Genomic DNA, 12,958 nt, shown 5'->3' with positions numbered 1-12,958 from the left:
CGGGAAGGGGTGGGGTGGGGTACGTGTCTTGGGCCCGGGCCCAAGAGGACCCGAGGGCACCCGGGGTGCGGGCCTTGGAGTCCCCTACCCGCCCCTTCCCGAAAGCCTCCGGCGGCGGGAGGGGCGGGGAGTTGAGCTCGGGCCCACGACCCCCGGGTCCGTCCTCAAGCGCCGGACGGGCTGGAATCGTGGGGTGGGCCGGGGAATCGGGCTCGGGCCCGACACCCCCGGGTCCGTCCTCAAACGCCGGACGGGCTGGGTTCCCGGGGGGAGCCGGAGCGCCGGAACGGCTGGGTTCCCGGGGGGAGCCGGAGGGCCGGAACGGTTGGGTTTCGTCGGAAGCGCGGGGCGGCGCCCAGGCCCCTCCGGGTCGGCCCGGGCCACGAGGGCCCCCTACCCGTTCGGGCGGTCGCCCGAGGCGGCGGCCCTCGCCATCTCCTCCAGCCGCTCCAGCATCGGCATCGGATCCACCCCCACCGACCCCGGCAGGAAGTCCGCGATGCGCTCCGGCGTCCACCCCCCCTCCCCGTACGCCGCGCGCAACTCCCTCGGCTGGGCCCAGACCGCGATCTTGGGGCCCGCGACCGTGTACACCTGGCCGGTGACGCGGGCCTCGCGGGCGCGGTCGGAGAGCAGGTAGACGACGAGCGCCGCCACGTCCTCGGGCTCGCCGATCTCCTTGAGTTCCATGGGGACGTTGGCCGACATGCGGGTGCGGGCGACCGGGGCGACCGCGTTGGCCGTCACGCCGTACTTGTGCAGGCCCAGCGCGGCCGAGCGCACCAGGGAGATGATGCCGCCCTTGGCGGCGGAGTAGTTGGCCTGGGCCACCGACCCCTGGTGGTTGCCGCTGGTGAAGCCGATGAGGGTGCCGGAGCCCTGGCGGCGCATCACCGACGAGGCGGCCCGGAAGACGGTGAAGGTGCCCTTGAGGTGGGTGGCGACGACCGGGTCCCACTCCTCCTCGGTCATGTTGAACAGCATCCGCTCGCGCAGGATGCCGGCGACGCAGACCACCCCGTCGATCCGCCCGTACTCGGCGAGCGCGACGTCGACGATCCGCTGGCCGCCGGCCATGGTGGAGACGTCGTCGGCGACGGCCACCGCGCTGCCGCCCGCCGCCTCGATCTCCTTGACCACCGCCTGGGCGACCTCGCTGGTGGGTTCGGCGCCCTCCATCGAGACGCCGTAGTCGTTGACGACGACCCGGGCGCCCTCGGCCGCGCAGGCCAGTGCGACCGCACGGCCGATGCCCCGGCCCGCGCCGGTGACGGCGACGACCTTTCCTGCCAAGAAGTTCCCCACGTCCGGCCCCTTCCCGCGGTTTCTGACGACCCGTTAGATTCTATGACCCGTCAGATACCGTACGGCAAGCCCCTGTTGAGCACCGGTGCGTGCGCGAGGGGCGAAGGGCTGGAGGTTCCCGTGGCGCTGCCCGCCGCGTTCCACGACATTGCCAAGCGCGTCAACAACTGGGGCCGCTGGGGCGAGGACGACGAGATCGGCACCCTCAACCTGATCACCGACGAGGTGGTGCGCGCGGCCGCAGGCACCGTCCGCAGGGGGCTGCGCGTCCCGCTGGCGCTGGAGCTGAAGGAGGACGGCGTGCAGACCGGGATGATCCCGGGGCGGGTGAACCCGCTGCACGTGATGGTCCAGGTCAACCAGGAGCTCTTCGGCCCCGGCACGGTCGCCACCAGCGACGACGCGGTGACCTTCGGGCTCCAGGCGGCCACCCACTGGGACGCGCTCACCCACGCCTCGCACTCGGGGCGGATCTACAACGGCCGCCCGGCCTCCTCGATCACCCCGCACGGCCGCAGCGCGTTCAGCGGCATCCACACCGCCCGGCACGTGGTCTCGCGCGGCGTGCTGCTCGACGTGGCCCGCGCCAAGGGCCTCGACCGGCTGCCCGGGAACCACGCGGTCACCCCCGAGGACCTGGACGAGGCGGCCGAGTTCGGCCGGGTCACGGTCGGTGCGGGCGACGTCGTGCTCGTACGGACCGGGCAGGTGCGGCAGTACCTGGCCGGGGACAAGCACGGGTACGGGTACCCCTCGCCCGGCCTCTCGGTGCGCACCCCCGAGTGGTTCCACGCCCGGGACGTGGCGGCGGTCGCCAACGACACCCTGACCTTCGAGATCTTCCCGCCGGAGATCGAGGACCTGTGGCTGCCGGTGCACGCGCTGGACCTGGTGGAGATGGGGATGCTGCAGGGCCAGAACTGGAACCTCGAAGAGTTGTCCACAGCCTGTGCACAAGAGGAGCGGTACGCGTTCCTGCTGTCGGCGATGCCCGAGCCGTTCGTCGGGGGAACCGGGACGCCGGTCGCCCCGGTGGCGGTCCTGTAGTCGAGGAAGGAGTCGGGGAAAGGGCCGGGGAAGAGTCGGGGAAGGGGTGGCGGCTGCGGGTGGCGGCGGTGTCGTGCGCACCCCGAGCGCGGCACGGCCGCCGCCACCCGGCACCGGCACGTCCGGTCACTCCCCTGCCCTGAGGGGAGCCCGCGCCGGGCCACGACCCGCACTCGCCGAGGACCAGGGCCTCGGCGTCCCCTCGCAACGAATCGCTCGTCCCAGGGTGATCAGGCCGGTACGGCCCGTCAACACCGCGAAGGGCCTCTCGTGCGTTACGCCCGATTTATGACGGCGCGCGGCGGCTCGTACGCCACCGGTTCGCCTCCACCCGCCGCCGCGCCGGGGGCGCCGCGGTCGACCTCGCACCAGATGCGCTTGCCCGCGCCCTCGGCCTGCCAGCCCCAGCGGTCGGCCAGGCCGGTCACCAGCTCCAGGCCGCGGCCGTTGGTGTCGTCGCCCTGCGCGTGCCGGGGCAGCGGCGGGCGGTCGCTGGCGTCGGCGACCTCCACGCGCACGGTCCCGGCCTCGGCCGCGCCGCACCCGAAGAGCATGCGCAGGACGGCCGGACAGCCCGTGTGGACGACCGCGTTGGTGACCAGTTCGGAGATGAGCAGGACCAGCGTCTCGGCCAGTGGCTCGTCGTCCCCTATCCCGGACCCCGCGAGCCGCGACCGGGCCCACCTACGGGCGCGTCCCACTTCCGCGGGATCGGCCCCGACCTCCAGCTGAACCTGAAGCACCTGCACCGCTCACACCATCCGAACCGGCGGACACATCGCCTCGCGCCTCACAGACACCACACTCATCACTGAACGTGATTCCCTTGCGAGACAGCATGGTTGACGTACAGTCACCGCAACAAGCGCTTCGGGCATATTCCAGCGCGAAGGAGTATGCGTGGTGCATACTGTGCGACGCTCGTCGCGGGTGGTCGAACAGGAGGCCGGAAGGCGCCTCCCGAGGACCCGAGCGGCGGGCGTTCGCGGGTGCGGGGCCGCCGCACGGGCGACACCGGGAATCCCCAGCCTCAGAACCACTCGCATCCCACGGAGCGTACCCGAGGGCGGGGCCGACTCCGGGCCGTGACCACCCCCGGGCAGGACACAACCCGATATCGACGCTCCGTCACGATCCATCACGCCCCGGCCAACGCCTGGGCCTGTACCTCCTCCGCGCGCGCCGCCGTCATGCCCCGCTCGGCCCGCAGCCAGGCCCGCTTGAGGTGCAGGTGGACGTCCGACTCCCAGGTGAAGCCCATCCCGCCGTGCACCTGCAGGCAGTCGCGGGCGCCGCGCACGGCCGCCTCGTCGGCGAGCAGCTTGGCGCCCGCGATCTCGACCGGGTCGGCGGTGACGGCCGCGGCGTAGACGGCGGCCCGGGCCAGCTCGGTGCGCACCAGCATCTGCGCGCACAGGTGTTTGACCGCCTGGAAGGCTCCGATGGGCTGCCCGAACTGGGTCCGCTCCTTGGCGTGTTGGACGGCGAGCGCGGTGCTGCGGCCGGCGCTGCCCAGCTGTTCGGCCGCGGTCAGCAGGACGTACTCCGGGGAGGCCGCAGGTCCGGGGGCGGGCAGCCGGTGCAGCGGGGTGAGCGGGTCGAGCGAGCGCATCGGCTCGGCGCCCGCGGTGTCGCCGAGGACGGTGTCGGCCGAGTCCAGCCACTCCACCAGGGCGCCGTCGACGGCGGTGACCACGCTCTCGCCGGTGGCGGCGCCGGGCACCCGTCCGGCGGCCAGGTGGGTGGCGGCCAGCGGCCCGGGCAGCAGGGCGGCCCCGGCCTCCTCGAAGAGCAGGACGGCCTCGGGCAGCCCCAGGCCCACCCCACCGGCGTCCTCGGGCAGCCGCAGGGCGAAGAACCCGGCCTCGCCCAGCGCCCGCCACAGCGCCCGGTCGAGCACCGGGCCGCGGTCCACGGCGGCGCGCAGCGCGTCCCGGTCGAAGCGCCGGGCGAGCAGCTCGCGGATCCCGGCCCGCAACGCCTTCTGGTCGTCGGTGAGTTGGAAGCGCACCGGCGCTCACCGGCCCTTCGGCAGGCCGAGGATGCGCTCGGCGACGATGTTCCGCTGGATCTGCGAGGTGCCCGCGGCGATGGTGTACGAGAGCGAGGAGAGCCGGTCCGTGTTCCAGGCCCGGCCCAGGTCCAGGGCGTCGGGTCCGAGGACGTCGGCCGCGGCCTCGTACAGCTCCTGGCGGGCGTGCGAGTAGCGCAGCTTGAAGACGGAGCCGCCCACCCCGGGGACCCCGCCGCCGCTCGCCTCGGACTCGCTGACGTTCCACTGGGTCAGCCGCCACAGCGCGGCGAACTCGGCGTGCAGCCGGCCCAGCCTCCTGCGCACCACCGGGTCGTCCCAGCTGCCGTTCTTGCGGGACTCGCGGGCGAGTTCGGCCAGGGCGCGGCGGCAGGCGACGACCTCGCCGACGAAGGCGGTGCCGCGCTCGAAGGAGAGGGTGACCATGGTGACGCGCCAGCCGTCGTTCTCGGCGCCGACCCGGTGGGAGACCGGGACGCGCACCTCGTCCAGGAAGACCTCGGCGAACTCGGTGGTCCCGGCGAGGGTGCGCAGCGGGCGCACGGTGATGCCCTCGGCGTCCATGGGCATCGCCAGCCAGCTGATGCCGCGGTGCCTGGGCGCGTCGGGGTCGGTGCGCACGAGGAGTTCGCACCAGTCGGCGACCTCCGCGTGCGAGGTCCAGATCTTGGAGCCGGTCACCACGTAGTGGTCGCCGTCGCGCACCGCGCGGGTGCGCAGGGAGGCCAGGTCGGACCCGGCGTCCGGCTCGCTGAAGCCCTGGCACCACACCTCGTCGCCGCGCAGCACCGGCGGCAGCCAGCGCGCGCGCTGCTCGGGGGTGCCCTCGGCGGCGATGGTGGGCCCGGCGTGCAGCAGTCCGACGAAGTTCGCCCCCACGTAGGGCGCCCCGGCCCGCTCGGTCTCCTCCAGGAAGATCAGGCGGGTGGTGGGCGAGGCGCCCCAGTGGACGTCGCCGTACCCGGCGTCGTGCAGCATCCGCTGCCAGCCGGTGTCGTACGCGCGCCGGCCCGGCCAGTCGGCGGGCGAGGGGGCGGGCGGCAGTCCGGGCAGCGCGCCGGCCAGCCAGGCGCGCAGCCGGGCCCGGAAGTCCTCCTCCTCGGGCGTGTACGTCAGGTCCATCAGACGATGCCCAGGTCGAGCATGCGGATGGCGTTGCCGCGCATCAGTTTGTAGACGGTCTCGTCGTCCAGGCCCTTGACGTGGTCGAGGGCGACCTCCTTGGTGTGCGGGAAGGTCGAGTCGACGTGCGGGTAGTCGGTCTCGAAGGTGGCGTTGTCGCGGCCGACGACGTCGAGCGAGGCGACGCCGTGCTTGTCGCGGAAGAAGCAGCAGAAGATCTGCCGGTAGTAGTACGTGGAGGGGGGCTCGGGGATCAGGTCGCGCACCCCGCCCCAGGCGCGGTGCTCCTCCCAGACGTCGTCGGCGCGCTCCAGGGCGTAGGGGATCCAGCCCATCTGGCCCTCGCTGTAGGCGAGCTTGAGGCGGGGGAACTTCACCAGGACGCCGCTGAAGAGGAAGTCCATCATCGAGGCCATCGCGTTGTTGAAGGAGAGCGAGGCCTGGACGGCGGGCGGGGCGTCGGGCGAGGCGGCGGGCATCTGCGAGGACGAGCCGATGTGCATGTTGACGACCGTGCCGGTCTCCTGGCAGACCGCGAAGAACGGGTCCCAGTAGCCGGAGTGGATGGACGGCAGGCCCAGGTGGGTGGGGATCTCGGAGAAGGTGACGGCCTTCACGCCGCGGGCGGCGTTGCGCCGGATCTCGGCGACGGCGAGGCCGATGTCCCACAGCGGGATGATGCACAGCGGGATCAGCCGGCCGCCGCTGTCGCCGCACCACTCCTCGACCATCCAGTCGTTGTAGGCGCGCACGCAGGCCAGGGCGACCTCCTTGTCGTGCGCCTCGGCGAAGGTCTGGCCGCAGAAGCGCGGGAAGGTCGGGAAGCACAGCGAGCCCTCGACGTGGTTGAGGTCCATGTCCGCGAGGCGCGCCTTGGGGTCCCAGCAGCCGCGCCGCATCTCCTCGCGGGTGATGCCCTCCAGGGTCATGTCGTCGCGGTCGAAGCCGACGGCGGCGATGTTGCGCTTGTACGGGAACTTCAGGTCCTCGTAGATCCACCAGTCGGTCGGCGGCCCGTCGGGGTCCATCGTGATCTGGTACTTGCCCGCCACGTAGGCGAGTTCGCCGATGCCCGCGGTGAGCGGCTGGGGGCCGCGGTCGCGGTACTTGGCGGGGAGCCAGGTCTCGAAGAGGTGGGCGGGTTCGATGACGTGGTCGTCGACGCTGATGATCCGAGGCAGTTCTGTCATGGGATCCCTCCGCAGGGCGGGTTATCTGATGACCCGTCAGACAGCAGGCTAGCCCCGCACCCCTGGACCGACAAGGCGGTGCGCCGTACGCTTCGAGCCCGATCTGACGATGCATCAGATACCTTTGGAGGCCGCCATGGACGGGACCTCGCACGACCCGGCCGTACGCACCGCGCACGCCCTCGGCGCGTCCCCCACCCTCTGGTCGCTGGTCGAGCGGCGCGCGGAGCTCACCCCCGACGCACCCGTACTGATCCAGGGCGAGGACGGCCGCACCCTGACCTTCGGCGCACTGCGCGAGCGCTCCGAGCGGATCGCCGCCGGACTGTACGAGCGCGGCGTGCGGCCCGGCACGGTCGTCGCCTGGCAGCTGCCCACCCGCATCGAGACCGCGCTGCTCTCCTTCGCGCTGGCCCGGCTCGGCGCCGTGCAGACCCCGGTCATCCCCTTCTACCGCGACCGCGAGGTCGGCTTCGCGCTGCGCGAGTCCAAGGCGGAGTTCTTCGCCGTCCCCGGCACCTGGCGCGGCTTCGACCACACCGCGATGGCGCACCGGCTCGGCGCGCGCGGCGTGTTCGAGGCGTACGAGGAGCTGCCCGGGGCCGATCCCGGCGCGCTGCCCCCGCCGCCCGCGAGCGGCACCGACGTGCGCTGGATCTACTGGACCTCCGGCACCACCTCCGACCCCAAGGGCGTCCTGCACACCGACCGCTCGCTGATCGCGGGCGGCTCCTGCCTGGCCCACGCGCTGCGGCTGACCCCGGCCGACGTCGGCTCCATGGCCTTCCCCTACGCGCACATCGCCGGGCCGGACTACACGGTGATGCTGCTGCTGTACGGCTTCCCCGCGGTGATGTTCGAGCAGTTCGCGCTGCCGGACGCGCTGGACACGTACCGCAGGCACGGCGTCACGGTGGCGGGCGGCTCCACCGCCTTCTACTCCATGTTCCTGGCCGAACAGCGCAAGCGGCCGGGCGAGAAGCTCATCCCCTCGCTGCGGCTGCTGGCCGGCGGCGGGGCGCCCAAGCCGCCCGAGGTCTACCACGCGGTGGTCCGCGAGATGGGCTGCCAGCTCACCCACGGGTACGGGATGACCGAGGTGCCGATGATCACCATGGGCGACCCCGAGGACACCGCCGAGAACCTGGCCACCACCGAGGGACGGCCGCCCGCGGGCATGGAGGTGCGGATCGCCGAGGGCGGCGGGGTGCGGCTGCGCGGCGAGGCCGTGTGCCGGGGCTACCTGGACCCGGCGCAGACCGCCGAGGCCTTCGACGCGGACGGGTTCCTCATCACCGGGGACCTCGGGCACCTCACCGGAGGCGGGCACCTGGTGCTCACCGGCCGCGAGAAGGACGTGATCATCCGCAAGGGCGAGAACGTCTCCGCCAAGGAGATCGAGGACCTGCTGCACACCCATCCCGCGGTCGGCGACGTCGCGGTGGTCGGGCTGCCGGACGCCGAGCGCGGCGAGCGGGTGTGCGCGGTGGTCGAACAGCCGCCGGGCGCCGCGCCGCTGACCCTGGACGAGGTCACCGGACACCTGCGCGCGGCGGGCCTGTCGGTGCACAAGCTGCCCGAGCAGCTGGAGGTCGTGGACGCGCTGCCGCGCAACGAGACCCTGCGCAAGGTCCTCAAGTACCAGCTGCGCGAGCGCTTCTCGGCCCCGGACGGACCGTGACGGCCGGGCCGTGCGGGGGGCCGGGAGCTACGGGGCCTCGGGCTCCTGGGTGATGAAGTAGCGGCCGAACGCGGCCACCGCCTCCTCCTCGTCGACCCGCCCCGCGCCGGCCGCGTCCAGCGACTCGGCCGTCAGGGACGCGGTGTGCGGGTCGACGCCCAGCACCACCAGGGCCCGCTCCACGCCGGGCACGGTGCCCTCGGCGACGGCGAGCACGGCCCGGACGAACGGGCGGGCGATCTCGGCGAAGCCGTGCGGGTTGTCGCGCAGCCGCTTCAGCGCGCCGCCGACGAACTCCTCGCGGGTCACCCGCTGGTCGCCGTCCACGTCCGCGATGCCGGCCATGCCCTGCCAGAACGCCTCCGCGCCGTTGGACAGCGCCTGTCCGCGGTCCGAGCGGTAGGGGACGCCGAACTCGGCGAGCAGACGGGTGGCCGCGGTGTAGAAGTCCTCGCGGTCGATGTAGCCGTTGCCGTCCTGGTCGAACGCGGCGAACCGGGAGGCGATGCGGCGCTGGTAGATCTCCTCTGCGTCCATGGTTCGGAGGGTACGACGCGATCGCGCCGGAAGGAGGGGTTACGGCGACAGTCGCCCGGCCGGGCGCGGCACGGCGGGGCGCATCAGGCGGACAGGGGGCGCGCCTCGTCACCGGCGGCCGCGTCCGCGTCCGCGTACACGTCGAACAGGCGGCGCACCCCGAGCGCGGCGAGCACCCGGTTGACGTGCGAGCCGTCCACCGCGCCGCGTGCGGGCAGCACCAGCCGCAGCCGACCCCCGCAGGAGCGCAGCAGTCTGCGCGCGGCGATCAGCACGCCGACCCCGCTGGAGTCGACGAACAGGACGTTCGACAGGTCGAGCACCAGCTCGCGGCGGCCCGCCGCGACCGCCTCGTGGACCTTCTCTCGCACCAGGGACGAGGTCGCGAGGTCCAGCTCTCCCTCGATGCGCACCACCGTCCAGGCACCCTGCACGGCTTCGTCGACCTTGAGCGTCACGCGCCTGGGACCTTTCGTCGGGAACACCAACCGGAGCCTGCCGTTCCTGCTCAGCTGCCCGGCACCCTCCCCATGAAACACGATGCACCCTGCGTGACGTTCTCCCTACCACCAGCGGCCGCGACGGGGGCGCACTTGGCACAAAGGGGAGTGCGGGGGCGCGATGGCGCACTACATTCGAGGGTGAGCCGGGTCCGCAGCGCGCACGGAGAGGGTCGTCACATGGCGAAGGACACACCACCTCGCTGGGACCGACGGATGCAGCAGCGACTCGCCCGCGGCGAGGCCGCCGCCCTGGGCGAGCTGTACGACCGGTTCGCCTCGCTCGTGCACAGCCTGGCCCACCGCGTCCTGGACGACGAGGACGCCGCCGACCAGGTCACCCGCGAGGTCTTCGGCTACATCTGGGAGAACCCCGACGCCTACGACCCCAAGCAGGGCAACCTGCGCTCCTGGGTGGCCCGCATCACCAACGGCCAGGCCGTCCACCGGCTGCGCGAGACCGAGGCCGCCGCGCTCGCCGAGGGCGGCGGCTCCGCGGAGGAGCTGGAGCAGAAGGTGCGCAGGGCCGCGGTGGCCGCCCGCGCCGACTACATCGTCACCTCCATGCCCGCGCCGCTGCGCAAGGCCCTGGAGCTGGCCTACTTCCAGCGCCGCGACTACCGGCAGACCGCCGCCGACCTCGGGGTGACCGAGGACGAGGCCCGCCGCCGGCTCCGCCTCGGCCTGCAGCTGCTCTCCACCGCCCACACCGTCCCCCTGGGCGGCTCCGCACCCCCCGGCCACGGCGGCGGCATCGGACGCGCACGGTGACCGGCCCGGTCGACGGCCCCGACGGCGGCTTCGGCGACGGCCGGCGCGGCGTGCCGCGGATACCGGGCCCGCGCCCCGCGCCCGACGACCACGGCAGCCTGGCGGGCGGCTCGCCGTTCGGCCACTACGACGACGAACCCGCCCCCTTCGCGCCGGAGCCGGTCCCCGTGCCCGAACTGCCCCACACCGTACTGAAGTCCCTGCTCGGCGCCTGGGCGCTGGCCGCGTGCTCCACCGAGGAGACCGTCGCCGTCGAGGCCCACCTGACCGAGTGCGCCCCGTGCGCCGACGAGGCCCTGCGGCTGCGCGACGCCGTGGGGCTGCTGCACGCCGAGCGCGACCTGGACCTCGACCCGCTGCTGCGCTCGCGGGTCCTGGAGAACTGCCTGGGCCGCCGCCCCGCCCGCATCCCGGTGCCCGGCTGGGCCACGCCGTACGACGCGGAGACCGCCCGGCTCGACGCGCTGCTGCGCGACATCGGCGAGTCCGAGTGGCACGCCCCGGTGCGGCTGAAGTGGTTCGAGGGCGAGCGGGCCGCCTCCCGCCGCTCCACGGTCGCCGGGGTGATCGGGCACCTGCTCGCGGTGGACGGCCTGGTGGCCGCGGCGCTCGGCCTGGACGACCCGCTGGCGCCCGGCGGACCCGGCGGACCGGTGGGACCGCCCCCGCCGGTGGCGCCCACGGCGCGCACCGAGGCGTACTGGACCGGGGTGACCCGGCCGCCGACCAGCGCGGTGCGCGGGCCCTGGCGCGAGCAGAGCCACACGCTGGTGCGCACGGTGTCGTTCGCGGGCCGCGGGGTGGCCGAACTGTCGGTTTCCTACGGGGACTTCGCGCTGCCGCTGAAGGACGCGCTGCTCGACCGGGCCTTCGAGTGCTGGGTGCACGGCGACGACATCGCCAACGCGGTCGACTACCCCTACGAGCCGCCCAGCGGCGCCCATCTGCACGACATGATCGACCTGGCGGCCCGGCTGCTGCCCGCCGCCCTGGCCGAGCGCCGCCGCGGCGGCCTCGCGGCCCCGGCCCGCCGGCTGGTCAGCGCCGGGTCACCGGGGCGTTCGCTGCGGCTGGACGTGGAGGGCGTGGGCGGCGGCGAGTGGTACATCTCGCTGGACTCCCCGGCCGCGGTGGCGTCCCCGGACCGGGCGGTGGCCGGGATCGCGATGGACGGCGTGGAGTTCTGCCAGCTGGTCGCCGGGCACGTGCCGCCGCAGGAGGCGGCGGTGGGCCAGGACGGGGACCGGGAGGCGATCAGGGACGTGCTGTTCGCGGCGGCGTCGCTGAGCCGGCTGTAGGACCCGGCCCGTCAGGGCCCGTCCGACACGACCCGGCGCGCCAGACCCCGGCGCGCCAGACCCCGGCCCGTCAGAGCCCGGTCCGTCGCGACCCGGCCCGTCACGCCCCGGCCCGTACGGCTCAGGCGAAGACGACCGTGCGGCTGCCGTTCATCAGCACCCGGTGCTCGGCGTGCCACTTCACCGCGCGCGCCAGCGCCTGGCACTCCACGTCCCGGCCGATCGCGACCAGCTGGTCCGGGGTGACGTCGTGGCCGACCCGCTCGACCTCCTGCTCGATGATCGGGCCCTCGTCGAGGTCGGCCGTCACGTAGTGCGCGGTGGCGCCGATCAGCTTCACGCCGCGCGCGTGCGCCTGGTGGTAGGGCTTGGCGCCCTTGAAGCTCGGCAGGAACGAGTGGTGGATGTTGATGATCCGCCCGCTCAGCTCCTTGCACAGGTCGTCGGAGAGCACCTGCATGTAGCGGGCGAGCACGACCAGTTCCACGTCCAGCTCCCGGACCAGCTCCAGGACCCGCGCCTCGGCCTGCGCCTTGGTGTCCTTCGTCACGGGGACGTGGTGGAAGGGGATGTCGTACGTGCCGACCAGCTCGGCGAAGTCGGTGTGGTTGGACACCACCGCGGCGATGTCCACCGGCAGCGCCCCGATGCGGGCGCGGAACAGCAGGTCGTTCAGGCAGTGCCCGAACTTCGAGACCATCAGCACGACCCGCATCCGGTCCTCGGGCCGGTGGATCCGCCAGTCCATCGCGAAGGAGTCGCCCACGGCGGCGAAGCTGGCCCGCAGCTTGTCCACGGTCACCGGCGCCTCGGCCGAGAAGTGCACCCGCATGAAGAAGAGACCCGTGTCACGGTCCCCGAACTGCTGGCTGTCCTCGATGTTGCACCCCGTGATGAACAGGTAGCTCGACACGGCGTGCACGATGCCCTGCTTGTCGGGGCAGGAGAGGGTGAGGACGTACTGGTCGGTCATCCCGGCAGGATGCCACAGTCGCCCGTGGTCAGGCAGATCCGTTCATGATGCGGAGCACCTCCAGCGAGCGGGGCGGCGCCTCCGGGTCCTCGCCGTCGTTCGCGGCGAGCCGTACGTGCGCGTCGCGGCACGCCCGGACCGCCTCCGGCCAGGCGTGGTGCTCCAGGAACGCCGACACCGGGGCGTCCGCGCCGACCTGGTGCATGATCCGCAGCACCCGGAGCACGGCGACGTCGACCAGCGCGGCCTCGCCGGAGTCGCGGAAGATCGAGCCGACGTACTTCTCGGCGGACCAGTTGTCCAGCCAGGTGTCCTCGACCAGGCGGTACACGGCGTCCGTGACGTCGCCGTACCCCTCCTGGCCCGCGAGCCAGGTCTCCTGGTGGAAGACGGGGTCGGAGAGCATGTGCAGCGCCGAGCGCACGTTGCTGCGCCAGCGCCACCACGGCATGTCGTTGAGCGGCATGCCGCCCATGGTGGAGGAGCGACGGCCGCGACGGGA

The 12,958-nt window shown here is 73.4% G+C and carries 13 protein-coding genes; 4 read left to right on the top strand and 9 right to left on the bottom strand.

Annotation, left to right across the window (positions count from 1 at the left end; genetic code table 11):
* Positions 1 to 393: 393 nt before the first annotated feature.
* Positions 394 to 1,305, bottom strand: a complete 912-nt coding sequence (locus ABT160_RS39740) for an SDR family oxidoreductase (RefSeq protein ID WP_351653495.1) — start codon at positions 1,303 to 1,305, stop codon at positions 394 to 396.
* Positions 1,306 to 1,425: 120 nt separating this feature from the next.
* Here ABT160_RS39740 and ABT160_RS39735 point away from each other — a divergent pair, with 120 nt between their 5' ends.
* Complete coding sequence (locus ABT160_RS39735; RefSeq protein WP_351653499.1) at positions 1,426 to 2,352, top strand: cyclase family protein; 927 nt, start codon at positions 1,426 to 1,428, stop codon at positions 2,350 to 2,352.
* Between the two features lie 275 nt (positions 2,353 to 2,627).
* On the opposite strand, the gene ABT160_RS39730 is transcribed toward ABT160_RS39735, so the two are convergent.
* The 4 genes from ABT160_RS39730 to ABT160_RS39715 all read right to left on the bottom strand — a co-directional run bounded on the left by ABT160_RS39730 (position 2,628) and on the right by ABT160_RS39715 (position 6,696).
* Complete coding sequence (locus tag ABT160_RS39730) at positions 2,628 to 3,101, bottom strand: ATP-binding protein (RefSeq protein ID WP_351653494.1); 474 nt, start codon at positions 3,099 to 3,101, stop codon at positions 2,628 to 2,630.
* Positions 3,102 to 3,490: 389 nt separating this feature from the next.
* Positions 3,491 to 4,363, bottom strand: coding sequence for an acyl-CoA dehydrogenase family protein (locus ABT160_RS39725; protein WP_351653492.1), 873 nt, complete (start codon positions 4,361 to 4,363; stop codon positions 3,491 to 3,493).
* Between the two features lie 6 nt (positions 4,364 to 4,369).
* Positions 4,370 to 5,506, bottom strand: a complete 1,137-nt coding sequence (locus tag ABT160_RS39720) for an acyl-CoA dehydrogenase family protein (RefSeq protein ID WP_351653491.1) — start codon at positions 5,504 to 5,506, stop codon at positions 4,370 to 4,372.
* A complete protein-coding gene (locus tag ABT160_RS39715) occupies positions 5,506 to 6,696 on the bottom strand; it encodes an amidohydrolase family protein (protein WP_351653490.1) in 1,191 nt (396 codons plus the stop codon). The genes ABT160_RS39720 and ABT160_RS39715 overlap by 1 nt, the downstream gene beginning before the upstream one ends.
* A 136-nt stretch (positions 6,697 to 6,832) precedes the next feature.
* Between ABT160_RS39715 and ABT160_RS39710 the strand changes: the two genes are divergently transcribed.
* Positions 6,833 to 8,377, top strand: coding sequence for a class I adenylate-forming enzyme family protein (locus ABT160_RS39710; protein ID WP_502984385.1), 1,545 nt, complete (start codon positions 6,833 to 6,835; stop codon positions 8,375 to 8,377).
* Positions 8,378 to 8,404: 27 nt separating this feature from the next.
* On the opposite strand, the gene ABT160_RS39705 is transcribed toward ABT160_RS39710, so the two are convergent.
* Together ABT160_RS39705 and ABT160_RS39700 are read right to left on the bottom strand one after the other, a co-directional pair.
* On the bottom strand, positions 8,405 to 8,914 hold the full coding sequence (locus tag ABT160_RS39705) for an EF-hand domain-containing protein (protein WP_351653488.1): 510 nt from the start codon (positions 8,912 to 8,914) through the stop codon (positions 8,405 to 8,407).
* A gap of 83 nt (positions 8,915 to 8,997) precedes the next feature.
* The gene (locus ABT160_RS39700; RefSeq protein WP_351653487.1) at positions 8,998 to 9,372 is read right to left on the bottom strand and encodes an STAS domain-containing protein; all 375 of its coding nucleotides are present in this window, start codon (positions 9,370 to 9,372) and stop codon (positions 8,998 to 9,000) included.
* A gap of 222 nt (positions 9,373 to 9,594) precedes the next feature.
* Between ABT160_RS39700 and ABT160_RS39695 the strand changes: the two genes are divergently transcribed.
* Complete coding sequence (locus ABT160_RS39695; RefSeq protein WP_351653486.1) at positions 9,595 to 10,185, top strand: RNA polymerase sigma factor; 591 nt, start codon at positions 9,595 to 9,597, stop codon at positions 10,183 to 10,185.
* Positions 10,182 to 11,483: a zf-HC2 domain-containing protein gene (locus ABT160_RS39690; protein WP_351653485.1), complete on the top strand. Its 1,302-nt coding sequence runs from the start codon at positions 10,182 to 10,184 to the stop codon at positions 11,481 to 11,483. The genes ABT160_RS39695 and ABT160_RS39690 overlap by 4 nt, the downstream gene beginning before the upstream one ends.
* Before the next feature lie 121 nt (positions 11,484 to 11,604).
* Here ABT160_RS39690 and purU read toward each other — a convergent pair whose 3' ends face one another.
* On the bottom strand, positions 11,605 to 12,456 hold the full coding sequence (gene purU, locus ABT160_RS39685) for a formyltetrahydrofolate deformylase (protein WP_351653484.1): 852 nt from the start codon (positions 12,454 to 12,456) through the stop codon (positions 11,605 to 11,607).
* Between the two features lie 28 nt (positions 12,457 to 12,484).
* Positions 12,485 to 12,931 (bottom strand): SCO4402 family protein, encoded by a 447-nt coding sequence (locus tag ABT160_RS39680; RefSeq protein WP_351653498.1) that lies wholly within the window; start codon positions 12,929 to 12,931, stop codon positions 12,485 to 12,487.
* Positions 12,932 to 12,958: the final 27 nt, after the last annotated feature.

The sequence above is a fragment of the Streptomyces sp. NPDC001941 genome, from assembly GCF_040296945.1.
In the GTDB taxonomy this organism is placed as follows: Bacteria; Actinomycetota; Actinomycetes; order Streptomycetales; family Streptomycetaceae; genus Streptomyces.
The sequence above is the reverse complement of the archived record's forward strand: the minus strand, read 5'-3'. Positions and strand labels throughout refer to the sequence as shown.